Consider the following 22,222-nt stretch of genomic DNA (forward strand, 5'->3'; position numbering starts at 1 on the left):
GGCAGATTGGAAGTTCCTCACCATGGCGACCACCACCGTCAAGCGACAGGTCCGGGGCATGCAGCGCAATGCCAAGCGCGCCGCCGCAGCCGGTGCCGTCGGCGCTGCCACGCTGAGCGCGCTGCTGCTGCCCGCTACCCCCGCGTCGGCCCAGCCGGTGACCATCCCCGGCGTCGGCACCTTCGATGTGCCCGACGCCATCCAGCTCCCCGCGGGCATCCCCGGTGTGCCGGAATCGATTCCGGTGCAGATCCCCGCCCTCCCGGGCGTCGAGGTGCCGGGCGCGCCCGCCGCGCCGCAGCAGAGCGTGCATCAGATGGCGGTCGACGCCGCGCTGAGCAAGGTCGGCTCCCCGTACGTGTACGGCGCCGCCGGCCCGAACGCCTTCGACTGCTCCGGCCTCATGCAGTGGTCCTACGCCCAGGCCGGCGTGAGCATCCCGCGCACCAGCTACGACCAGCTCGCCTCCGGCACCCCGGTGTCGATGGACGACCTGCAGCCCGGCGACATCGTCTCGTTCTACGGCGGCAGCCACTCCGGCATGTACGTCGGCAACGGCGAGGTCGTGCACGCCTCCACCTCGGGTCAGCCGGTCAAGGTTGCCCCCATCTCGTCCATGCCGTTCGCGGGCGCACGGCGCGTCTGAGACTCGGCCGCGGGCGGCGCAACTGCGACAAACAGTTGCCTGACCTGCGCACGAAGCGGCGACCGTAATTGTTCCGTGGCCTACTGGACACAAGCGGTCGCCGTTTCGTAATCTTATCGAGACCTTCTTTTCCGGCTTGGGGTAAGAGAACGGGACATGCCAAAGGTGGCAGCGCAGCGGAACGATCGAACACCGAAATACCGTGCACGGGGATATCGAAGTGCGCGCCTGGTGGGAGGCGCTCTGGCGATCGGGGTGGTCGTGCTCGGAGCATCCGGCACCGCCCCCGCGACAGCCGACCCGGTCGCCGCACCGGCCACCGCCGGGGAAGCGGTACAGCGGCTGGTCGACCTGTCGCGGGAGTCCGAACAGCTCAATCAGCAGGCGCTCGGCGCCCAGGCCGATCTCGACACCAAGCTCGCGGCGCTGAAGACCGCCGATGACCAGGCCGCCGTCGCCGCCGCCGCGCTCGACGCGGCCAAGGCCGAGATCCGCAAGTATCAGCCGGCCATCGACCGGGCCGCCACCTCGGCCCTGCTCACCAGCCGCAGCAATCAGCTCAGCTCCCTGCTGGCCGCCGACTCACCGCAGCAGCTGCTCGATCAGATGTCCATCGTGGATCTGATGGGCGCGCGCACCAATCGGCAAGTGAGCCAATACAAGCAGGCCAGCGACGCGGCCGCGGCCGCCGAATCCGCCGCCCGCGCCGCCGCCGACGCCGCCCGCGCGGCCAGCACCGCCGCCGACGCGCTGCGCACCGACCTCGAAACGAAACGCGCCGCGCTGCAAGGCTCCATCGCCGGCGTGATCGCCGCCTGGGGTCAGCTCTCCGCGGGCGACCGCTCGGCCCTGGCCGGCACCCCCTTCCCGCCCGGCTTCGACCGCGACACCCTGCTGCGCGGCCTGGTCCCCGGCAGCGGCACCAGTGCGCTGGCGGCCGGGCTCACCCGCATCGGCGCTCCTTATGTCTGGGGCGCAACCGGTCCCGACCAGTTCGACTGCTCCGGCCTCGTGCAGTGGGCGTTCAAGCAGGTCGGCAAGAGCGTGCCGCGCACCAGCCAGCAGCAGGCGAGCTTCGGCACCCCGGTGGCCGAGAAGGACCTGCAGCCCGGCGATGTGGTCTTCTTCTACCCTGAGATCTCACACGTGGGCATCTACGCGGGCAATGGATTGATGTTGCACGCCTCCACATTCGGCGTCCCGGTCCAGGTCGCGCCGATGGGGTCCACACCATTCAATTCGGCGCGCCGGTTCTGACCGGCTCCTGACCCGAGGGTGGCAATGAGCGCACTGCGACAGGCTCGCGGCTGGTTGTCGGCCAAACGACGATTCCAGTTCGTCCTCACCTGTGTGATGGTCACCGGGCTCACCGCGGCCTGCGGGGCGCTGCTCATCATGCCGAATTCGGTGCTGCCCAAGATCCGTGCGGTGGTGCCGGGGGACGCCGGGCTGGTGGCCACCGACCCGCAGGTGCCGCAGCTGCGGCGGATCATGGACTCCTACGGGAAAGTCGTGGCCGAACCGGTGCTCACCGGATCCGGGAAGGTCGGGGTGGTGCTCGGGCATCCGGCGCGGCGCAGCGAGATCGATGTACTGGCAAACGAACTCATGGCGGCCACCGTCGCGGTGAGCGCGCTGTGGGGCAACGACTGGTCGCAGGCGCCGGTCGTGGTGGTCGCGTCCAGCCCGTCGGAATTCGCCGCGCTCACCCACGCCACCGGTGATGTGCCCGCCGAGGTCGCGGCGGCCACCGTCGCCGATCCGTTCCACCCGGGCACCCAACCCGAAGGGCAGCGGGTGGTTTTCGGTCCCGAAGCCGGAAAACGGCTGGGCGCGGACGGTTTGCGCACGGTGCTGCGGCACGAGCTCACCCATGTCGCCACGCGGGCGGTCACCGTCGACGGGTCACCGCAGTGGATGCTCGAGGGATTCGCCGAGTACACCGCGCATCGCAGCACCCGCAAGCCGATCGCCGAGATCGCGCCCACGCTCATCTCGCGCGCCCGCACCGGTGACCTGCCCGCCGATCTGCCGCCCGACGCACAGTACGAACCCGCCAGCGGGCAGGCCGCGCTCGCCTACGAACAGGGCTGGGCCGCCTGCGCTTTTATTGCCGCGCAGTTCGGCGACCCGGCGCTGGTGAACCTGTATCGCCGGCTCGCGACCGGGCCGAAGGACCAGGCCGCCGTCGACACGATCCTGCAGGACACGCTCGGCGTCTCCGGACCGGCCTTCCGCACCGACTGGCGGTCCTGGATCACCGCCCGCAGTCGCGAAGCCGCCTGACCCGCAGCGCAGGTCCTCACACGGGCGCCTGCACGAGTCCCGCACCCACGTCGAGCGCGTCGCTGCCCGGCGCCAGGCCGCTCGAGGTGGTGGAGCCGATCACCTTCGCCTGCAACAGCACCGGATTGAGCGCCCCCTGCTGCGTCAGCTTCTCCGCCCACAGCGCCGCGATCCCGGCGACATGCGGTGTCGCCATGCTGGTGCCGCTTTTCGCGGTGGTGCCGCCACCGACCTTGGCGCTGGTGACATTCACGCCCGGAGCCGAAACCGTCGCACGCGTATTGGAGAACGACGCGACTTTCAGCCCGGCCGGGGTCTGACCGAGCGCTCCGACGGCGACGATGCCCGCCGACGCGGCCGGCGGCGCGACATTGATCGTGAACGGCGGATTGGCCGTGCGTTCGCTCTCATTGCCCGTCGCGGCGGCGATGAACATGGTCTGGGCCACGGCCGCGCGGGCCCCGAGCAGGTTCGAGAGCTGTTCGAACAGGCGGATATTCGCGCGATACTGCTCGAGCGCGATGGATGTGGCAGCGGGAATCCCGAATCCGTGAGTGTCGACCAATTCCTTGACCCAGCCCGGGAAGTCGATGCCCAGCGACATGGAGATGACGTGCGCCCCATTGTCGGCCGCCCACATCATCGCCTGGCACAGCACATCACTGCCGCCGCCCGCGGGACCGCCCAGCACCTTGCCGATCAGGGCCTTCTCCACCCCGTTCGCGACGCCGATGCGCAGGCCGTCGATGTCACGACCGAAGATGGTGCCCGCGCAATGGGTTCCGTGCCCATTGGTGTCCTTGGCGCTGCCCGTTCCGGTGAAATCGCGCTGCACCAGGTCGACGCCCTTGAACGCCGGATGGGTGGCGTCGATGCCGGTGTCCAGCACCGCCACCGTCACCCCCTTGCCGGTGAACGGCGAGTTCGGTGCGCCCACCGCGGTGACGCCCCAGGTGGCCGGACCGACCTCGGTCTCGAAACCTGGTGCGGCCTCCATCGGTTCGATGAGTTTCATCGGCATGGCGGGCGCGAAGGCCAGTACGGTCGCGTCGTTCACCATGGTGCCGAAACTGCGGCGATCCAGCCGCTCGTCGACTTCGACCCGAATGTTCGCGGCGGCCTCGGCCGCGTCGAACGGCAGTGCGCCGGGCCCGTCGAAGGGATCACGCGTCGCGCCCACCGCCGGTGCGCGCAGGATGATCGTCTTCTGATCGGCGGGGCCTGTGAATGGATCAGTCATCGTTGCCTCCCTGGTCTGACTACTGAACCGATGACCTCCTCAGAGTCGGCCTTGCGCGCGGACCGGTCACGAGTACCGCGGTACCTGTGTCGACCCGCCTTCGCGCCGTGTACCTGCGCCGTTCATGCAGGAGACGGGCGACTGGGAACCTGCTCACGCATTCGATTCGGCGAGGACGCGGAACCGCTCCAGATCCCGGATCAGGTTGCGCCGCAACAGGCCGCCGAACACCAGCGCCACCAGCCGATCCACACCGGAGGGCTGGATGTGCACCCGCAGCCGCACCACGCAGCTGCCGGCCCCGGCCGGTTCGACGGTGCGGGAACCGGTGGCGCGCACGCCGCTGGTCGTACGCCAGCGGAAACTGCGGCCCGGCTCGACCGCCAGCACCTCGCCGTTATTGAGGTAGGTCCGCCCGGCGAAGCGGAGCACCTCGGCGGTGCGGGTGCCCGCCGTCACCGGTCCCGGCGGCTCCGGGGCCATGGTGTGCACGCCTCGCCGCCAGCGCGGGTCATTGCCGTAGTCGGCGAGCAGTGCCCACACCGCGGCGGCGGGACGGTCGATGCGCGTCTCCGCGACCAGCTCCGTCATGGCCGGCCGCCGAGGGCCGCGAGCATGGCGGGGGTGTCGATGTAGGCGTCGTAGGCGGTGATCCGTCCATCATGGACCCGCCACACGTGCACCTCCGGGACATCGAAGGCGACACCCGCGGCGGTCGTCCCCACGGTGCGCCCGGTCTGCACCACCCGGTCGCCCGCGACGAACAGCCGTTCGCGAATCACCTTGCTGTCGATATGTTTCAGCAGTGTCGTGAAGAATTCGGCCGCGCCCGCGTGTCCCCGGAAATGGCCGCCCCACGGCAGCTCGGTGGTCTGCCGGATCTGCACCTCCGGGCTGAAAAGTGTTGCGATGGCGGCCAAATCGTGGGTGTCGAAGGCGCGGTAGACGCGCTCGATCAGGTCGAGCTCGGGTTGAGACATGGTCGGCTCCTCTGTTCCATTCCTGCCGATCGTCGCCAATAGTGCAGGTCGAATGCCATAGTCGGAGGAGTTACCGAGAGGAATCGGCCATGGGATTCGGAAAACCCGGCCGCCCACGGGAAGACCGGCTGGCGCGGCAGCAGGAGATTTTCACCGCGGTCCGGCCGCTGCTGCTCCCGGGGCGCACCCGCGAACTGACCATGACACAGGTGGCCAAACACGCGCACATGTCGGTGGGCGGGCTCTACCACTACTTCCCGAGCAAACGGGCGCTGGTGCTGTTCGGCATGGATCCGGCGAACCTGCAGCGGGTGTGCGCGGATTTCCGGCGCGAGCACGCGACGCTGGCACAGACCGATCCGCGTGCGCTGCTGACGGCCAGTCTGGACACCCTGGCCTGGGCCGCAATCCATTACGTGCAGCCCTCTGCGCTGGCAGCGGTCGAACTGGATGCCGGGACCTTCCGCGCCGCGCTCGAGGAGGTGCTGACCACCGAATTGATCGGGCTGATGGAGACCGTCGCGCTGGCACATCCGGAGTTGACCACCGCGCAGGCCGAGGAGCTCCAGCTGTCCCTGCGCCGCGTGTGCACCCTGGCCTTCGTCGATCCGGCCATGACGCGATCCCAATTGCGGGATCAGTTGCAGGCCACCCTGGACGGAACGCTGTTGCATTCCGGTGGGGCGGCCGATCGCCGCGCCTCGTAGACGCGTGCCGGGAGCGCCCGCAGCGGGTGCAGTAGGTTAAGGCATATGGGGCGAACGCTGCTGGTTACCAATGACTTCCCGCCGCGACCGGGCGGAATCCAGTCGTACCTGCATGCGCTGACCCTGCAGTTGCCGCCCGATGAGCTGGTGGTTTACGCGCCACGCTGGCGTGGGGACAGCCATCGCAAGTTCGACGCGGCCCAGCCGTTCCAGGTGGTGCGCCATCCCACCACGCTCATGCTGCCGACGCCGCTGGTCATGCGGCGCGCGGCCAAACTGCTGCGCGACGAGCAGTGCGATCGCGTGTGGTTCGGGGCGGCCGCGCCGCTGGCCCTGATGTCGCCGGTGCTGCGGCGCAAGGGCGCGGAACGGATCCTCGCGTCCACGCACGGGCACGAGGTGGGCTGGTCCATGCTGCCGGGGGCGCGGCAGGCGCTGCGCGTGATCGGCGACCACACCGATGTCGTCACCTATGTCAGCAAGTACACGCGGCGGCGGTTCTCGGCGGCCTTCGGAGCTCAGTCGGCGCTCGAATACCTGCCGCCCGCAGTGGATTCCGAGGTGTTCAAACCGGATCCGGCGGCGCGCGCGGAATTGCGCGCCCGCTACGGGCTGGGGGACCGGCCCACCATTCTGTGCCTGTCCCGCCTCGTTCCGCGCAAGGGGCAGGACATGCTGATCACGGCCATGCCGGAGATCAAGCGGCGGGTGGACGGGGCCGTGCTGGTTATCGCGGGCAGCGGCCCGTACGAGGAGAAGCTGCGCGTCTTCGCCGATGCCATGGGACTGTCCAAGGACGTGATCTTCACCGGGCGCGTGCCGTCCAAGGAGCTCGCCGCCCACCACACCATCGCCGACGTCTTCGCCATGCCGTGCCGCACGCGCGGTTTCGGCCTCGATGTGGAGGGTCTCGGCATCGTGTTCCTGGAAGCCTCCGCGACGGGAGTGCCCGTGGTCGCGGGCAATTCGGGCGGAGCGCCCGAAACCGTCCGCGAGGGTGAGACCGGCAGGGTGGTCGGCGGCCGCGATATCCAGGCCATCACCGACGCCATCGTGGAGATCCTCTCCGATCGCGACGCCGCCGCGGCCATGGGTGCGGCGGGCCGGCAGTGGGTGCAGCGGCAATGGCGCTGGGACCTCATGGGCGCGCGTCTGCGCGAGCTGCTCGGCAGCGCCGGCACCGAGCCGGGCACAGCAGACACCGAGCAGATCCACCACCTGCGCTAGGCTCAGCGGCGTGAGCAGTATCCAGGTTGCCGACCAGACGTTCGTCGCCGCGCCGGGCTCGGCCGTGGGCGAGGTGCTGGCAGATCGGGCCCGCTGGCGTCAATGGTGGCCGGACCTGCAGTTGCAGGTGCGGGAAGACCGGGGCGACAAGGGAATTCGCTGGACGGTCACCGGGGCGCTGGACGGCACCATGGAGGTGTGGCTGGAGTCCATGCTCGACGGGGTGATCCTGCACTACTTCCTGCACGCCGAACCCAAGGGCGGCGTCGAAGGTATGTCCATCCGGGATCTCATGGCCGCCAATCGGGTGCGCCGGGTCGCGGGGAAGAAGATGTCCTTCGAGATCAAGGCCAGGCTCGAGGCCGGCCGCCCGGCCGGTGTAGCGCCCGCGGCGCGCTGACCGTACGTCACCACCGGAAAGGAAGCGTTGCCACCCATGGCCGATCGGACTCAGAGGTCGATCGTGATCGACGCCCCCTCGGATCGAGTGATGGCCGTGATCGCGGATCTGGAGTCGTATCCGGAATGGGTCGCCGCGGCCCGCTCGGTCGAAGTGCTGGAGAAGTACCCGGACGGGCGCGCCCGCACTGCCCGGTTCGTTCTGGATGCCGGGGTCGTCAAGGACAATTACACGCTGTCCTACACCTGGCGGCCGGACGGCAAGGCGGTCAGCTGGACCCTCGTCGCCGGTGACCTGCAGAAGGCGCAGGACGGCACCTACGAGCTCATCGCCCTGCCCGACGGCGGCACCCAGGTGGTGTACGAGCTCACCGTCGACCTGAACATCCCCATGATCGGCATGTTCAAACGCAAAGCCGAGAAGGTCATCACCGACACGGCCCTGAAGGAACTCAAGAAACGGGTCGAAGGCTGACCGCGAGCAGGACCGAGCGCCCTTCCACCCGGGTGGAGCTGTTCATCGGCAAGGGCGGCGTGGGGAAGACGACGCTGGCATGCGCGACCGCCCTCGCCTACGCGCGGCAGGGACGACGGGTGCTGCTGGCGTCCCTGGACCAGGCCCATTCCCTCGGCGACGCACTGGGATTCCGCTTCCAGCACCAGCCCGGCGTCACACCCGGTGTGGCCTCGGTGCAGCCCGGCCTCGACGTGATCGAAGTCGATTCCCTTGCGCTGCTGGAGGATCGCTTCCGCGGCGTGGTGGCGCTGGCCGCCGGCGCGGGCCACGATCACGGATTCGACCTGAGCGCACTCGATCCCGCCGAACTGACCGGCCTGCCCGGCGTACAGGAGATCCTCGCACTGCTGGAGATCACCGACTACGCCGATGCCGGCCGGTGGGACGTCATCATCCTGGACTGCCCACCCTCGGCCGACATGCTGCGCATCATCACCGCCCCCGACATGCTGCTCGGCTACCTGGAGCGGGTGTGGCCCGCCCACAACCGCACCATGACCGCCATCGGCGGCGACCTCAAACGCGCGCTGCTCGCCGCCACCGTCCAGGAGATCGCCTCGGCCGTCACCAAGGCCCGCGATCTCATCGCCGACCGCGAACGCACCGGCGCGAAACTGGTCACGGCGGCAGAACAGGTCGCCGTCGCCGAATCGGCCCGAGTCCGTTCCGCCGCAGCCCTGCTCGGCCTGCGCCTGGACGCGGTCCTGGTCAACAAGGTGCTGCCGGAGCTGCCCGCGCCGGATGACATGTTCGCGCCCGGGCCCGCCACGAATCCGGGCGACCGCACCGCCGGCCCGAATCCGGCCGAGCGCACCGCGAGGCCCGTGGCCGAACTCGGTCCGTCATGGTCCAACACCGGCGCCGCTCCGCATTCGCCGTGGTTCGACGGGGGAGTCCCGGCGCGCCGGACCGGATCCGGTGGCGCGGTGCCGGGCATGGGGCCCAGGACCTTTGCCGCTTCGGGCGGTGCGATGACCGTGCCCTCGGCCGGACCCGGTGATCGGACCGAGGGGTTTCAACCGGCACGGCCCGGGGATGGCGATGTCATGCCGCCTATGGATGCCCCACCGTCGCACCAGGATCCGAACACCGCGCAGGCGTCCTATACGGACATGCTCGCGGCCGACGGCACCGCCGGTGGACCCCCGCACGCTGGGCCGTCCGCGTCGCCTGCCGGGCCGTTCGCCCAGGCCGCCGGACAGCCTGCCCAGGCCGCTGCCGCGGCGCATCCCGCCGTGCAGTGGTATTCGAATCGCCGTGGCGAACAGCTCCAGGTGGTCGCCGAACTGCGGCGGCGAATGGGTGGCGTCGGCGGCATCCGGGTCGCGGTGATCGCGCACGCGGGCGCGGAACCGGTGGGGCTGAATTCGCTGTCGGCGCTCTCGTACGCGATCGACGCGAGTGGTAACTGGGTGGGATCGGGTCCGGTCCCTATGCTTGGCTCAGATGCGGACGGTGTGCTGTCCGCCGACGGTGGGCCGGTGGTGCGGCTGGAGTCGGAGGCGGGCGTGGATTCCGTGTTCGCGATGCGCATGCATCTACCCGTGGTCGATCCGTCGACCCTGCAGCTGGGACGAGTGGAGGACGATTTGATCGTGGGAGCGGACGGGGTGCGGCGCCGCCTGCGGCTGGCGCCGGTATTGCGGCGGTGCACGGTCGAGGCCGCCGAACTCGACGGAGAACAGCTGGTGATCCGATTCCGGCCCGACCCGCAGGTCTGGCCGAAATGAACACCACTCACGACCATTCCCGCACCCCGCATCCGGACCAGAACCTGGGTGAGTTCGCCGAGGAGCTGAAGCTGCTCGCCGAAGCGGTCCTCGAACGCGTCGAACCGGTGCTGCGCCGCACCGCCGCCGACGGGCGCACGGACTGGGACAGCTGCAGCTGGTGCCCGGTGTGCGCGGCGGCGGCCGTCGTGCGCGGGCAGCATCACGATGTGGTGGCCTCCATCGCCGAGCACGGCACCGCCATCGTCACCGTGCTGCGCGAGGCGCTCGCCGGGGTGCCGGTGGAGCCGGTCATCCCGCCCGACCTGGACCCGGAGTCGCCGGATTACAACCCCCGCCACCACGATTCGGCGGATCCGCGGGGCGAGCACTCCGACCGCGCCGGGGATTCGGTTGACCCGAAACCGGATTCGGCCGAGCGCGGCGACGACACCACCGGGCGATTCGGCCGGGGTCCCGGCACCGCCAGGCGGCCCGCCGGTGAAAAGCCCGGCCGCGCAGGCGGTCAGGGCGGCGGGCGCAAGGCGGCGCGGCCCGGCTATGTCCCCATCCACGTCACCATCAAGGCATGACGGGGGTATCGGACGTGCCGCTGACCGTGGGAATCGATGTGGGCGGCACCAATATTCGCGCGTCCGTGGTGGACGGTTCGGGTGAAGTCCTCGACACCGTGACCGCGCCGACGCCGCATTCGGCGCGCGCCCTCGAGGACGGGCTGACACGGGCCGTGCGGGAACTGTGCGGCCGGCACGCCATCGGCGCGGTCGGTCTCGCGGTGGCCGGATTCGTCGACGAGGACCGTGCCACAGTGCGTTTCGCGCCCCACCTACCCTGGGAGGACGCCCCGGTCGCGCAGCGGCTCACCGATCGGCTCGGACTGCCGGTGATCCTGGAACACGACGCCAACGCGGCGCTGTGGGCCGAACACCGGTTCGGCGCGGCCGCGGGTGGCCGCAATGTGGTGCTGGTGGCCATCGGCACCGGGATCGGGGCCGCGCTGCTGGTCGGCGGGCAGCTCTATCGCGGAAGCTACGGTGTCGCACCGGAACTCGGTCACCTGCAGGTGGTGCCGAACGGACGCGCCTGCGCCTGCGGCAAACGTGGTTGCTGGGAAAGGTATTGCAGCGGAACCGCTCTGGTGGACACCGCGCTGGAGATGCTCGCCACCGACCCGCAGCGGTCCACCGTGCTCGCCCGTGAGGTGAAGCGGGAACCGGGCGCGCTCACCGGTCGCCGGGTCGCGGGCGCGGCCCAGGACGGCGATCCGGTCGCCCTGGAAGTGATGGCCGATTTCGCGCGCTGGCTCGGGCTCGGGCTGGCCTTCGTGAGCGATATCTTCGACCCGGATCTGATCGTGGTGGCCGGTGGCGTCAGCACTTCCGCGCCACTGTTCCTCGACGACGCGCGCGAGCATTACGCGGCCTCCATCACCGGCGCCCGGCATCGCCGGCTGGCCCGGATTCGCACCGCGCAACTGGGTGAGGCGGCAGGCATGATCGGCGCGGCGGAACTGGCGCGCGCGGCCCTTCCCGGTTACGTCACCGTAGGTTCGCAGGCGGACGGTTACCGCACGTAAAACCTGTGTTCGAACCCGCCACTTTTCGGGGGGAGCGGTTGGTCACACACAGGTCTCAGCGGTAGAGTCGCTAGTCGAGTGTGGTGCCCGCAACGGAGCCGGTCCCGGGTATCGAAACAGGGGAAAGGACGAGATGTTCTACTGGCTGCTGAAATTCGTCTTGGTGGGACCGTTCATCCATCTTTACAACCGGCCCAAATTCGAGGGCCTGGAGAACATCCCTGAGGACGGCGCAGCGATCCTGGCCGGCAATCACCTGTCGTTCACCGACTGGCTGTTCACTCCGCTGGCCAGCCCGCGCCGCATCACCTACCTGGCCAAGGCCGAGTACTTCACCACTCCGGGCCTGAAGGGCCGCCTGCAGAAGTTCTTCTTCGCCGGCACCGGCCAGTACCCGATCGACCGCTCCGGCGCCTCCGCCGCCGAGAGCGCCCTCAACACCGCACGCAAGCTGCTCAACGAGGGCCGTCTGGTGGGCCTGTACCCGGAGGGCACCCGCTCCCCGGACGGCCGCCTGTACAAGGGCAAGACCGGGGTGGCACGCCTCGCCCTGGAGACCGGTGTCCCGGTGATCCCGGTGGCTCTGATCGGCACCGACGAGGTGTGCCCGCCCGGCCCGTTCCGCTGGCGCCGCAAGAAGGTCACCGTGAAATTCGGTGCGCCGATCGACTTCTCGCGCTACGAGGGCATGGGCGGCAACCGCTTCGTCGAACGCGCCGTCACCGACGAGATCATGTACGAGCTCATGCGGATGGGCGACCAGGAGTACGTGGACGTGTACGCCGCGAGCCTGAAGAAGGGCGTCCCCTCGGGCTCGCGCCCCGACGCCGACCGCATGCCGCAGACCATGGCGGGCTGAGGCTCACCCCTCAGCCGACGAAAGGGCCGGGATCCACTCGAGATCCCGGCCCTTTCGCATGTGTACCCGAATTCTGCGGGCGCCCGCGTGGCGCTACGAGACAGCCTGCCGCCGCCGATGCGCCTCGATGGCCTCGAACTTCGCGTAGTTGTGCCGCGCATCGGCCAGCGCGTCGTGCGCGTCCTTCGGCACCGGCGGCAACGCCGGCTTCCCGTGCTGATCCCAATGCTGCCGCAGCTCATTGGTGTACCGAGGCAGCGCATTGGGCAGATCCACCATCGACCCCCACAGCTGGCACAGCGCCACATGATCGTAGGCCCCCACCCACGCCCACAGCTCCGGCTCCACCCCCGGCCGCGGCACCAGGAACTTGTACAGATCCTCCCGAATCCGCTCCCGGCTCTTCCACAGCGGCGACGACGGCGGCGGCAACTGCGGCAGCACATACCGCCGCACGAACGGCCCAGCCTTGCTCTCATCGAATTCGGTGGAGATTGCGTAGTATTCGCGCCCGTCCTCGCACACCACGGCGATGGACACGAGGTCGATGACCGTTCCGTCCTCGATGAATTCGCAATCGTAAAAGTACCTCAAAGAGCTCGGCTTTCTTCTCGGTCGTGGTCGTTGCCGACACTGTGTGGGCTCTTTACCCTAGGTCGCGGCGCTGGTGTGAGTGATTCCAGCCCTGGGGGTGGTTCGCGGGTATTGCGCGGTCCGTATTCTGAACGGGTGAACTGGACCGTCGACGTACCGATCGATCGCTTGCCGGAACTTCCTCCGCTGCCCGCCGAGCTGCGTCGGCGCCTCGACGATGCGCTGTCCCGCCCCGCGTTGCAGCAGCCGTCCTGGGATCCCGACCAGGCCGCGAGCATGCGCACCGTGCTGGAGAGTGTTCCGCCCATCTGCGTGCCCGCCGAGGTGGAGGAGCTGAAGCTGCGGCTGGCCGAGGTGGCCCGTGGCGAGGCCTTCCTCATGCAGGGTGGTGACTGCGCGGAAACCTTCGCCGACAACACCGAGCCGCACATTCGCGGCAATATCCGGACGCTGCTGCAGATGGCGGTCGTGCTCACCTACGGCGCGTCGCTGCCCGTGGTGAAGGTGGCGCGCATTGCCGGGCAGTACGCGAAACCGCGCTCGGCCGATGTGGATTCGCTGGGGCTCAAGTCCTACCGCGGTGACATGGTGAACTCGCTCGTCGCGGATGCGGCGCTGCGCGAACACGATCCGTCGCGTCTGGTGCGCGCCTACGCCAACGCCTCGGCTGCCATGAACCTGGTGCGCGCGCTCACCAGCGCCGGCATGGCCGACCTGCACAAGGTGCACGACTGGAACCGTGAGTTCGTCGCCCAGTCGCCCGCCGGCGCCCGCTACGAGGCCATGGCCACCGAGATCGATCGCGCCCTCGCGTTCATGAACGCCTGCCGCGTGAACGATCCGAACCTGTCCAGCGCTCGCATCTACGCCTCGCACGAGGCCCTGGTGCTCGATTACGAGCGGGCCATGCTGCGCCTGAGTGAGCACCCGGTCAGCGGTGAGCCCATTCTCTACGACCTGTCCGCCCACTTCCTGTGGATCGGTGAGCGCACCCGTCAGCTCGACGGCGCGCACATCGCGCTGGCGGAACTGCTGGCCAACCCCATCGGCCTCAAGATCGGCCCCACCACCACCCCCGAACAGGCGGTGGAATACGTGGAGCGGCTCGACCCGAACAACGAGCCCGGCCGCCTCACCCTGGTGGCTCGCATGGGCAATGGCAAGGTCCGCGACGTGCTGCCCGCCATCATCGAAAAGGTCCAGGCCACCGGCCATCAGGTGATCTGGCAGTGCGACCCGATGCACGGCAACACTCACGAAGCCTCCACGGGCTACAAGACCCGCCACTTCGATCGCATCGTCGATGAGGTTCAGGGCTTCTTCGAGGTGCACCACGCTCTCGGTACCCACCCCGGTGGCCTGCACATCGAACTCACCGGTGAGAACGTCACCGAATGCCTCGGCGGCGCTCAGGACATCTCCGACCTGAACCTCGAAGAGCGCTACGAGACGGCGTGTGACCCCCGCCTGAACACCCAGCAGTCCCTGGAGCTGGCCTTTTTGGTCGCCGAAATGCTGCGCTGAAAAGTTCGCTGTTAGTCTGCCAAGGTCTGAAATGAGACCTTGGGGGATGCTTTGTTCAGTGTCACACCTGAAAATCTGAAGACGACGGCCAACCGGCTACGCACGATGAGCGACGAGGTCGCGGACACCGGCAAGGTTCCGCACCTCGGAGCCAGTCGCGGCGTAACCGGCATGGCGGGATCGGCCATCGCCGCAGCACTGGGCGACGCCGACCCGGCCAGCGCCCAGGCCAAGACCGTCCTGCAATCCCGGCTCGACGCGTTCGGCCAGCTGCTCGACACCGGAGCCGCCCTCTACAGCGGCCAGGACACGGATGTCGCGGCCCGCTTCTCGGCCCTGCCCGATCTGAACCAGGCGCGCTGACATGGCCCGCCCCACCAAAGACCAGGTGCTCACCTGGAAGATCGACACGCTCCGGGAGATCGCCGACTCCGTCGAAACCGAAAAGGGCGATGCCGGCATCGAACCCGGGATCAATGGCATTCGCGCCTCCATGCGCGGCGCAATCCACGATCTGGACTGGTCCGGTGCGGCCCGCACCGCCGCCACCGGGCGCGCCGACGAGGAATGGACCGACATCGGTCGAATCATCAACGCCTACAGCAATATCGGCAGCTACTGCCGCGCGGCCTATCGCGATATGAGCCACCCGATCGACACCCTGCAGGCGGCGGTGAAAACCGTCGAGGGCGCGGGCGGTGCGGTATCCCAGGACTGGGTGGTGACCGGTCTGGGCGACTCCGAGGAGGAGACCAACGAGACCGTCCGCCTCCAAGGTCTCGCCGACGATCTGGGCCGCCGTGATGCCCGCTGGGCACCCGATATCGCCGCCGCCGTAGCCGATCTGCGCGCCATGGCCCCCGCCGAGGCCGGGACGATGGCGAACATCCCGACCCGCCCGAACGCGGACAAGGCCCCGGCGAAATCCGATCCCACCGCGAACCGGGCCTGGTGGGATTCCCTCACCGAGGACCAGCGCGAATACATGATCGCCACCCAGCCGCAGACCGTCGGTGCCCTCGACGGTCTTCCGGCCCTGGACCGGCACAAGGCGAATGTCAGCATCCTCGGCTACACCGAGCGGGAATTGCAGACGCAGCTGGCCACCGCCGACACCTCGCAGGCGCAGAAGGTGATCCAGGGCAAGATCGACGACGTCAAAGCCATTCGCGCACAGGTGGAGAACCGCTCGACCCTGCCAGACGGGACACCCGACCGGCTGCTCATGGTGCTGGACGCGAGCGGTGGCGAACACGTCGAGGCCGCCATCGCGATCGGCAATCCGGATACGGCCACTCACGTGTCGGTCACGGTGCCGGGCCTCAACACGAATGCGGCGGATTCGCTGGGCGGCATGGTCAGCGAGGCGGAACAGCTACGGTTCCACTCACAGGACTTGCTGACGAATGCGGGCCGAGCGGATGAATCCGTCGCAACGATTGCGTGGCTCGGGTACGAGCCACCGCAGAATGTGGGTGTTCCCAGTATTACCGGTGATCCGGTAGGTCTTGTCGAGGGACTTGTCGGAGTTACCTCCCCGGACCGCGCGGAGGTTGGGGCCGGTGCGCTCGCGAACTTCTATGACGGCTTGGATGCGTCGCAACGAGCTTCCGGAAACGAGAATGCGCACATCACCGCACTGGGCCATTCCTACGGCTCCACGACGACCAGCCTTGCGCTACAACAGCTGTGGAGCCAAGGCAAGCAGCCGGTGGACGATGTGGTGCTGTATGGCTCGCCTGGGCTCGGCGGTGAGATGCCGGACCACATGACGCCGCGAGTCGGCGATGCACTGGTACAGCCCAAGGACTATGGCCTCGAATATGGCCACGTATTCACCATGGCTACACCCGACGATCCTGTCGCGAAGATCAACCGGTTCGGCTTCGGTCCCACCGACACACCGGGATGGATCAGCCTCGAGACGCAGAAGACTGTCGTGGACGGGGTTGAATACGTTGGCGCCAGCGGTCACAGTGACTATCCGCGCAGCGCCGGTGAGGGGCAAACCCGAATGACCGTGCACAATATGGCGTCCGTGCTCACCGGCGTCTACAGCCAGGCGCGAGTCGAAGGATTTCCCAACCTGCCGTACAAGATTCCGGAGGGCCCATGATCCGCCGCTCAACACTCCGTCTGGTGGGCGTGAGCGTTGCTGCCTGCTCAATCCTCCTGAGCGGATGCGTGAAGCACGACGACCCCAAAGGGCCTGATCAGAGTCAGAGTGCGCTCGATGAATTGAAGCGTCGGTCCTCCCTCGAGCAGGCGCAGAACGATCTACTCGCCATGGTCGTAGAGATGGAAAACGAGGTCGCGGCGTTGGTTCCCGGGATGACCTGGGAATTCAAGCGTGAGGTCAGCAGGGTCAATTGCACCGACCGGCGTTTCGACGGAACAGGTGGCGAGGCCGTCCACATCGGGCAGTATGTCTCTGCTACTCCGCTGCCGGATGACGTTTGGCCGGAGGCCCTGCGCCGAGTCCGCGAGATTGCCGCGAAACACGGCGCCGACGGAATGACGCAGTATTCGGACCTGCCCGGGGACCACAGCGTGCAGATTTACGCCAAGGGTGACGGCATCGACCTCTACTTCGGTTCTCAGGTCAACACGGTGCTCAGTCCTCAGACCGGCTGCCACCTGCCCGCCGCGAAGCTCACGCCGCCGACCGTGCCCGGTCCCACGACCGCCCGCTGAACAGCTACGGCAGCGCGACGATGGTGATCGTCGACCCCGGTTCGGCGGCGGTCCCGGCCTGGATGCTCTGGGAGACGACGATCGAGTTGTCGTTCGAGAACAGTTGCTGCACAACCACCTTGAATCCGGCGGCCTGGAGTTCGTTGCGGGCCGAGGCCACATTGTCGCCGCGCACGTCGGGGACGGAGACGCCGGAGTTGACGATGAGGACCACGCCGTCGCCGGAGTCGACGGTGGAGCCCGCGGCGGGGTCGGTGCCGACCACCTGGCCGCCCTTGACCTTGGCGTCGTATTCGCTGCGAATGGATTTCACGGAGAGGCCGGCGGTCTGGAGGGCGGTGGTCGCCTCTTCCTCGGTTTTGCCGCGCACGTCGGGGACCTTGACCGGCTGGGAGCCTTTGCTCTTGTAGACCTTCACGTTCGCGCCGGCGGGGAGGATGGTGCCGGGGGCGGGATCTACTTTGGCGACAGTGCCTTTCGGAGCGGTACTGCCGACCTCACCGGCATCCACCGGGGTCAGGCCCGCATCGCGGATGGCCTGGTTGACACTGCTGACGTCCTGTCCCGCGGTGATATCCGGGACTTTCGGTTTGCCGCTGGAGATGAGAATCGCGACAGTGGAACCCTTGGTGACCTTGGAACCGGCGGCCGGATCGGTGCCGACCACATTGCCTTCCGGGATGACATCGCTGGCCTTCTGGCGAAGCTCGGTCCGGAAGCCCGCGCTCTCCAGAGTGGCCACGGCTCTGTCCTTGTCGAGGCCGGCGATGGAGGGCACCGCCTCGAATCTGCCGACTCCGACCCACCAGCCGCCGATGCCGAGCAGCAGGGCCAGGGTGATCACGATGCCCAGCCAGATGGCGACGGTGCGCCGGGATCTGCCTCTGTCCTCGATCAGGTCGGAGCGGGGGGCGGGCTGGCGTTGCGGCGGGCCGGGCGGGGCGGGAGGTGCGTAGTCCGGCGGGATCTCGCGGGCCGCGGTCATGACTCTGGTCTGCTGATGCTGCGGCGGGTGCACGGTGGTCGGGGGATCGACCGGGATGTGGGTGGTGGCGTCGTTCGCGCCGGGCGGTGCGGGCCGGGCGGGGGCGTGCGCGCGGGGAGCGGGAGCGGCCGCGGGGGCGCGGTAGCGCGAGCTCAGGTGTTCGGCGGAATCCTGGGGCGCGGGCACCCGGTAGTCGGGTAGCTGCAGTTGTCTCGCGATGCGGTGCAGATCGTTGGCCATCTCGGTGGCGTTGGCGTAGCGGTGCGCGGGTTCGCGGGCGGTGGCGTGTGCGACCAGTTCGTCGATCTCGGGTGGCACGCCGGTGATCAGGCGGCTCGGGCTGGGCACGTCCTTGTCGACCCGCTGCAGGGCGATGGAGATGGAGGTGTCGCCGCTGAACGGCGTTTTCCCGGTGAGCATTTCGAAGATGAGGATGCCCGCCGAGTACACGTCGCTGCGTGCGTCGGCATTGCCGCTGGTGACCTGTTCGGGGGAGAGGTAGGCGGCGGTGCCGAGAATGACGCTGTCGGAGGTGATGCCCGCCTCGGCGACGGCGCGCACGAGGCCGAAGTCGGCGATCTTCACCTCGCCGGAGTCGGAGATGAGCACGTTCTCCGGTTTGATGTCGCGGTGCACGAGGCCGTGCGCGTGTGCCACGCCGATGGCCTGCAGTACGGGTTCGGCGACGGCGCGCACCGCGTGCGGCGGCATGGGGCCGCGTTCGCGCAGCAGTTCGCGCAGGGTGCCGCCTTCGACCAATTCCATGATCAGGAACGGATGATCGCCGTCCACGCCCTGGTCGTACACGGCGACCAGCGACGGATGCTTGAGTTTGGCGACCGCGCGGGCCTCGAGTTCGAACCGGGTGAGGAACTGTGGGTCGCCGGCGAATTTGGGGTCCATCACCTTGATGGCGACCGGGCGGTCCAAGCGGACGTCAACCCCCCGGAACACCATGGACATACCGCCACGCGCGATCGGCGCGTCGATGCGGTAGCGCCCTTCCAGCATCTCGCCGATCAACTGACTACAGCCCTTCCGATGTACTCGCCGCCCGGTGCGGCTCACCCGATGGTAGTCGCGCCGGGGTGTGATGCGACGGGAGCGGCACGGGGGACTACCGTTATCGGCGTGAGTGCCATTCCTTTCAGCGAAGACGTCCTGCCGGATTCGGTGACCCTGATCCCGCTGCCCGACGTAGCCGAGCAGCTGGGCATGGTGGTCACGCGGGTGCATCAGATGCTGCGCGACCACCAGATCATCGCGGTCCGCCGCGACGGCGTGCTGGGAATCCCCAAGGAGTTCTTCGACTCCACGGGCGAGGTCGCCAAGCACCTCACCGGCCTGATCACGGTCATGCGTGACGCCAAATACACCGACGAGGAAATCCTCCAGTGGATCTACACCGAGGACGACTCACTCCCCGGCCGCCCGATCGACGCCCTGCACGGCCCCCTGGCCCGTGAGGTGATCCGCCGCGCGGCGGCCGATCCGTTCTGAGCAGTCCCATCTCTGAGCTCTCTCGTGCCTCGATGCTTGCGCATCGGGGCACGGCGGAGAGGGTGCTCCCGCGCGAGGAGTAATAGGGGAGTGGGCACGGCCCAGGCAGGTCAGTCAGCGCGGCGCAGCAGAGGGTGCGCGGCCGCGAATTCCTTTGCGGCGATGCGTAGTCGGCGGTGCTGGGGTACGACCGCGCGGCAGGTGAATATCGCGTAGTCGGCGTGTTCGATTTCGTCGAGGATGCCGCCGTAGAGGATGGCCGCCGTGCGGATGGCGGGGCGGACGCGCGGGGAGAGCAGTTCGATGCCGGGGGTGGCGAAGCGGTAGATGCCGCGGTTGACGGCGATCAGGTGGGCCAGGGCGCGGCGGACGCGGGGGTCGGTGTGGCCGGTGCGGCGGCAGTGCTGGAGGAGGTCGGCGTCGACGTCGAAGGCGGCCAGTTCGTCGGCGGGGAGGTAGATGCGGCCGCGGTCGAGGTCTTCGGCGGTGTCGCGCAGGAAGTTGGTGAGCTGGAAGGCTTCTCCGAGTGCCGCCGCGGCGGGTTCGGCGTCTTCGCGGGGGACCACGGTGCCGAGGACGGGCAGCAGTTGCAGGCCGATCGCGGCGGCCGAACCGCGCATGTACTCGCGTAGCGCCGCCATCGAGGGGTAGCGGTCGCGGTATTGCGGGCTGCCGGGGATGTCCATGCGCATGGAGTCCAGGAACACCCAGAAGTGTTCGGCGGCAATGGAATAGCGGCGGATGGTGTCGGAGACGGCGAGCAGCACGCGATCCTGTGCCGCGCTCGACGGCCGATCCAGCGTGATGCTCGGTGCGTGATCCGGCGTCGTGTGACCGGCCCGGCCGGACCCGGCCCGCGGCAGTCGCGCCGGTATCCGCGCCAGGTGCCCCCGCAGTTCGTATTCGATCCGATCCAGTTGCGCCGCGGACTCTTCCGCGTGCGCGGGTGCGTCGGCGGCGTCGACGATGTCGTCGACCATGCGCGCGAAGGCGTACAGCGCGTGTACGGCCGGTCTTCGCTCGGGTTCCAGCAGCCGGGTAGCCAGGAAGTAGGTGCGCCCGTGGGCGGCGGCGACGCGCCGGCAGTCCCGGTAGGCGTGGTCGAGCTGAATGGTCATGCCGTGCTGGGTGTCCGGGCTTGCACGGGGGAGTGGTGCTGTGGGGCGCTCAGCTTCAGCGGGTCCACGGTGCGCAGCGCCAGCGCCGCCACGACGGAGGCGAAGGTGGCCAGCGCGACATGCCACCAGTTGTAGAGCCCGATGGACCCGTCGGGCTGGAACACCAGCATGAGCCAGGTGCACACGCCCACCAGCCACTGCAATGTGGTGGTGGACAGGGCGAATCCGGCGGCCAGCGCCAGCGGCCACGAGTAGTACCAGGGCAGCGCGGCCGGCGACAGGATCACGATGGCGACGAAGGCGACGAGAATGCCGAAGACGGCTTCCTTCTCGCTGTGCCGGAACCGCCACCACGCCCACACCAGCACCGCGACGAGCGCGAACGCGCAGATGGCCCGGGTCACGGACAGGATGGAGTCCAGCCGCCACGGCGTCACCCAGGTGACCATGTGCGCGAGCACGGTCGGCAGCGACAGCCAGTTGATGATCTTCTTCGACCCGGACAGCGCGGTCAGCCACCCCAGGCCCACGCCCGCGAGCGCCGACGCCGCCACGAATACGGCCGCGAACACCGCCATGCCGAGCCCGGCGATCTTGGCGAACATGGCCACCGGATGCGGCAGATCCTCACCTTCACCACGCGCGGCCCGCCGCTCGCGTTCGTGAATCATCCAGATCCACACCAGGAATGGCAGCGCCACGCCCGCGGTCGCCTTCACCGCCACGGCAATGGCGACCACCACGATCCCGTACACGTGATGGTGTTCCAGCACGAGCGCGATGCCCGCGGCCATCAAGCCGACCATGAGCATCTCGTTGTGCACGCCGCCGATGAGATGAATCAGCACCAGCGGATTCAGCACCGCCAGCCACAGCGCGGTGGTGGGCTTACCGCCCAGATGCTTGGTGAGATGCGGGACCGCCCACATCATCAGCGCCAGCCCCGGCAGCATGACCAGCCGCAGCGCGATGGTCCCCGCCACCACATTGTCCCCGGTGATGGTCGTGATGCCGCGTGCGATCAGCAGGAAGATCGGCCCGTAGGGCGCGGTGGTGGAGGTCCACACCGGGCTCACATTGTCCAGCAGCACACCGGGATTCACGACCGGCCCGACCGCGTACGGATTGAATCCGTCGCGCAGCAGCGCTCCCTGCGCCAGATACGAGTAGGCGTCCCGGCTGAACATGGGCACCGCGAACAGCAGCGGGAAGATCCAGATGCCGACAATGGCCCGCAGCTCGTTGAGTGTGACCTTCGCGCCCGCGACGGTCCCGATGGTGGCCCGCCCCAACCGCACCCACGCGGTGATCATGGCCAGCACGCCGATCCACACGAACACCGTCGACAGCGCGTACCCGTGCCCGAAGCGCAGCCACGACAGGTGCGCGATCTCGAGCAGCGGGTCGTTGCGGCGGGTGGCGCCCGCGCCGAAGCCGCCGAAGGTGATCATGATGGCGCCGAAGAAACCGAGTATCGCCGCATGACCCTCGGGGCTGCGGGCGAAGTCGGCGGCATTGCGCGCCCAGCTGTGCTGGCCGGTGTAGGTGACACCGGCGGTGTCGTCGTGCATAACGCCCACAGTGGCGGCGTCCGTATCGGGGGTCGGCATAGGCGGTTCGTTTCCCCCCGGAAAGGTCGG

Annotated in this window: 23 protein-coding genes; 16 read left to right on the forward strand and 7 right to left on the reverse strand. The window is 68.6% G+C overall.

The window, feature by feature from the left end; translation table 11 throughout:
- Nucleotides 1-22: 22 nt before the first annotated feature.
- The 3 genes from H0264_RS16315 (at nt 23) to H0264_RS16325 (ending at nt 2,932) form a co-directional block, all read left to right on the forward strand.
- On the forward strand, nt 23-646 hold the full coding sequence (locus H0264_RS16315) for a C40 family peptidase (protein WP_181584750.1): 624 nt from the start codon (nt 23-25) through the stop codon (nt 644-646).
- A gap of 231 nt (nt 647-877) precedes the next feature.
- The gene (locus tag H0264_RS16320; RefSeq protein WP_231086609.1) at nt 878-1,903 is read left to right on the forward strand and encodes an NlpC/P60 family protein; all 1,026 of its coding nucleotides are present in this window, start codon (nt 878-880) and stop codon (nt 1,901-1,903) included.
- A 24-nt stretch (nt 1,904-1,927) separates the two neighbouring features.
- Nucleotides 1,928-2,932, forward strand: a complete 1,005-nt coding sequence (locus H0264_RS16325) for a hypothetical protein (RefSeq protein WP_181584752.1) — start codon at nt 1,928-1,930, stop codon at nt 2,930-2,932.
- A 16-nt stretch (nt 2,933-2,948) separates the two neighbouring features.
- Here the strand turns inward: H0264_RS16325 and H0264_RS16330 are convergent, their stop codons facing one another.
- The 3 genes from H0264_RS16330 to H0264_RS16340 form a co-directional block, all read right to left on the reverse strand.
- Nucleotides 2,949-4,172 carry a S8 family peptidase gene (locus H0264_RS16330; RefSeq protein ID WP_181584753.1) on the reverse strand — a complete coding sequence of 408 codons (1,224 nt, stop codon included), beginning with the start codon at nt 4,170-4,172 and terminating at the stop codon, nt 2,949-2,951.
- Nucleotides 4,173-4,325: 153 nt separating this feature from the next.
- Nucleotides 4,326-4,763, reverse strand: a complete 438-nt coding sequence (locus H0264_RS16335) for an SRPBCC family protein (protein WP_181584754.1) — start codon at nt 4,761-4,763, stop codon at nt 4,326-4,328.
- On the reverse strand, nt 4,760-5,152 hold the full coding sequence (locus H0264_RS16340; RefSeq protein ID WP_181584755.1) for a nuclear transport factor 2 family protein: 393 nt from the start codon (nt 5,150-5,152) through the stop codon (nt 4,760-4,762). Before H0264_RS16340 ends, H0264_RS16335 begins: the two co-directional genes overlap by 4 nt.
- Before the next feature lie 89 nt (nt 5,153-5,241).
- On the opposite strand from H0264_RS16340, the gene H0264_RS16345 reads away from it, so the two are divergent.
- The 8 genes from H0264_RS16345 to H0264_RS16385 all read left to right on the forward strand — a co-directional run bounded on the left by H0264_RS16345 (nt 5,242) and on the right by H0264_RS16385 (nt 12,167).
- Nucleotides 5,242-5,859, forward strand: coding sequence for a TetR/AcrR family transcriptional regulator (locus H0264_RS16345; RefSeq protein ID WP_181584756.1), 618 nt, complete (start codon nt 5,242-5,244; stop codon nt 5,857-5,859).
- Between the two features lie 45 nt (nt 5,860-5,904).
- The gene (locus H0264_RS16350; RefSeq protein WP_181584757.1) at nt 5,905-7,086 is read left to right on the forward strand and encodes a glycosyltransferase family 4 protein; all 1,182 of its coding nucleotides are present in this window, start codon (nt 5,905-5,907) and stop codon (nt 7,084-7,086) included.
- Nucleotides 7,087-7,096: 10 nt separating this feature from the next.
- Nucleotides 7,097-7,486, forward strand: coding sequence for an SRPBCC family protein (locus H0264_RS16355; protein WP_181584758.1), 390 nt, complete (start codon nt 7,097-7,099; stop codon nt 7,484-7,486).
- A 36-nt stretch (nt 7,487-7,522) separates the two neighbouring features.
- Complete coding sequence (locus H0264_RS16360; RefSeq protein WP_181584759.1) at nt 7,523-7,960, forward strand: SRPBCC family protein; 438 nt, start codon at nt 7,523-7,525, stop codon at nt 7,958-7,960.
- Nucleotides 7,961-7,992: 32 nt separating this feature from the next.
- Nucleotides 7,993-9,732: an ArsA family ATPase gene (locus H0264_RS38625; RefSeq protein WP_244976206.1), complete on the forward strand. Its 1,740-nt coding sequence runs from the start codon at nt 7,993-7,995 to the stop codon at nt 9,730-9,732.
- Nucleotides 9,729-10,304 (forward strand): hypothetical protein, encoded by a 576-nt coding sequence (locus tag H0264_RS16375; RefSeq protein ID WP_181584760.1) that lies wholly within the window; start codon nt 9,729-9,731, stop codon nt 10,302-10,304. Before H0264_RS38625 ends, H0264_RS16375 begins: the two co-directional genes overlap by 4 nt.
- Entirely contained in the window at nt 10,301-11,308 is a 1,008-nt protein-coding gene (locus H0264_RS16380) for an ROK family glucokinase (protein WP_181584761.1), read from the forward strand. The genes H0264_RS16375 and H0264_RS16380 overlap by 4 nt, the downstream gene beginning before the upstream one ends.
- Nucleotides 11,309-11,441: 133 nt before the next feature.
- A complete protein-coding gene (locus tag H0264_RS16385; RefSeq protein WP_181584762.1) occupies nt 11,442-12,167 on the forward strand; it encodes a lysophospholipid acyltransferase family protein in 726 nt (241 codons plus the stop codon).
- A 93-nt stretch (nt 12,168-12,260) separates the two neighbouring features.
- Here H0264_RS16385 and H0264_RS16390 read toward each other — a convergent pair whose 3' ends face one another.
- Nucleotides 12,261-12,761, reverse strand: coding sequence for a polyadenylate-specific 3'-exoribonuclease AS (locus H0264_RS16390; protein ID WP_181584763.1), 501 nt, complete (start codon nt 12,759-12,761; stop codon nt 12,261-12,263).
- 135 nt (nt 12,762-12,896) lie between these two features.
- Here H0264_RS16390 and H0264_RS16395 point away from each other — a divergent pair, with 135 nt between their 5' ends.
- Genes H0264_RS16395 through H0264_RS16410 form a run of 4 tightly spaced genes read left to right on the forward strand, consistent with a single transcriptional unit; the run spans nt 12,897 to nt 16,979 of the window.
- Entirely contained in the window at nt 12,897-14,285 is a 1,389-nt protein-coding gene (locus H0264_RS16395) for a class II 3-deoxy-7-phosphoheptulonate synthase (protein ID WP_181584764.1), read from the forward strand.
- Between the two features lie 51 nt (nt 14,286-14,336).
- Entirely contained in the window at nt 14,337-14,648 is a 312-nt protein-coding gene (locus H0264_RS16400) for a type VII secretion target (RefSeq protein ID WP_276514551.1), read from the forward strand.
- Nucleotide 14,649: 1 nt separating this feature from the next.
- Nucleotides 14,650-16,401 (forward strand): alpha/beta hydrolase, encoded by a 1,752-nt coding sequence (locus tag H0264_RS16405; RefSeq protein ID WP_181584766.1) that lies wholly within the window; start codon nt 14,650-14,652, stop codon nt 16,399-16,401.
- A gap of 23 nt (nt 16,402-16,424) precedes the next feature.
- Nucleotides 16,425-16,979: an LppA family lipoprotein gene (locus tag H0264_RS16410; protein WP_220139993.1), complete on the forward strand. Its 555-nt coding sequence runs from the start codon at nt 16,425-16,427 to the stop codon at nt 16,977-16,979.
- Between the two features lie 4 nt (nt 16,980-16,983).
- On the opposite strand, the gene pknB is transcribed toward H0264_RS16410, so the two are convergent.
- Nucleotides 16,984-18,987 (reverse strand): Stk1 family PASTA domain-containing Ser/Thr kinase, encoded by a 2,004-nt coding sequence (pknB, locus tag H0264_RS16415; RefSeq protein WP_220139994.1) that lies wholly within the window; start codon nt 18,985-18,987, stop codon nt 16,984-16,986.
- A gap of 108 nt (nt 18,988-19,095) precedes the next feature.
- On the opposite strand from pknB, the gene H0264_RS16420 reads away from it, so the two are divergent.
- Nucleotides 19,096-19,464: an Rv2175c family DNA-binding protein gene (locus tag H0264_RS16420; protein WP_181584769.1), complete on the forward strand. Its 369-nt coding sequence runs from the start codon at nt 19,096-19,098 to the stop codon at nt 19,462-19,464.
- A 110-nt stretch (nt 19,465-19,574) separates the two neighbouring features.
- Here H0264_RS16420 and H0264_RS16425 read toward each other — a convergent pair whose 3' ends face one another.
- Together H0264_RS16425 and H0264_RS16430 are read right to left on the reverse strand one after the other, a co-directional pair.
- On the reverse strand, nt 19,575-20,582 hold the full coding sequence (locus H0264_RS16425) for a phytoene/squalene synthase family protein (RefSeq protein WP_181584770.1): 1,008 nt from the start codon (nt 20,580-20,582) through the stop codon (nt 19,575-19,577).
- On the reverse strand, nt 20,579-22,153 hold the full coding sequence (locus H0264_RS16430; RefSeq protein WP_181584771.1) for an alpha-(1->6)-mannopyranosyltransferase A: 1,575 nt from the start codon (nt 22,151-22,153) through the stop codon (nt 20,579-20,581). The genes H0264_RS16425 and H0264_RS16430 overlap by 4 nt, the downstream gene beginning before the upstream one ends.
- Nucleotides 22,154-22,222 lie beyond the last annotated feature (69 nt).

It is taken from the genome of Nocardia huaxiensis, from assembly GCF_013744875.1.
GTDB lineage: Bacteria > Actinomycetota > Actinomycetes > Mycobacteriales > Mycobacteriaceae > Nocardia > Nocardia huaxiensis.

Coding starts and splice junctions, on each gene's coding strand:
- H0264_RS16425 (WP_181584770.1), bottom strand. CDS start 20,582: ATGACCATTCAGCTCGACCACGCCTACCGGGACTGCCGGCGCGTCGCC.
- H0264_RS16350 (WP_181584757.1), top strand. CDS start 5,905: ATGGGGCGAACGCTGCTGGTTACCAATGACTTCCCGCCGCGACCGGGC.
- H0264_RS16330 (WP_181584753.1), bottom strand. CDS start 4,172: ATGACTGATCCATTCACAGGCCCCGCCGATCAGAAGACGATCATCCTG.
- H0264_RS16405 (WP_181584766.1), top strand. CDS start 14,650: ATGGCCCGCCCCACCAAAGACCAGGTGCTCACCTGGAAGATCGACACG.
- H0264_RS16430 (WP_181584771.1), bottom strand. CDS start 22,153: ATGCACGACGACACCGCCGGTGTCACCTACACCGGCCAGCACAGCTGG.
- H0264_RS16345 (WP_181584756.1), top strand. CDS start 5,242: ATGGGATTCGGAAAACCCGGCCGCCCACGGGAAGACCGGCTGGCGCGG.
- H0264_RS16385 (WP_181584762.1), top strand. CDS start 11,442: ATGTTCTACTGGCTGCTGAAATTCGTCTTGGTGGGACCGTTCATCCAT.
- H0264_RS16360 (WP_181584759.1), top strand. CDS start 7,523: ATGGCCGATCGGACTCAGAGGTCGATCGTGATCGACGCCCCCTCGGAT.
- H0264_RS16380 (WP_181584761.1), top strand. CDS start 10,301: ATGACGGGGGTATCGGACGTGCCGCTGACCGTGGGAATCGATGTGGGC.
- H0264_RS16335 (WP_181584754.1), bottom strand. CDS start 4,763: ATGACGGAGCTGGTCGCGGAGACGCGCATCGACCGTCCCGCCGCCGCG.
- H0264_RS16375 (WP_181584760.1), top strand. CDS start 9,729: ATGAACACCACTCACGACCATTCCCGCACCCCGCATCCGGACCAGAAC.
- H0264_RS16325 (WP_181584752.1), top strand. CDS start 1,928: ATGAGCGCACTGCGACAGGCTCGCGGCTGGTTGTCGGCCAAACGACGA.
- H0264_RS16315 (WP_181584750.1), top strand. CDS start 23: ATGGCGACCACCACCGTCAAGCGACAGGTCCGGGGCATGCAGCGCAAT.
- H0264_RS16340 (WP_181584755.1), bottom strand. CDS start 5,152: ATGTCTCAACCCGAGCTCGACCTGATCGAGCGCGTCTACCGCGCCTTC.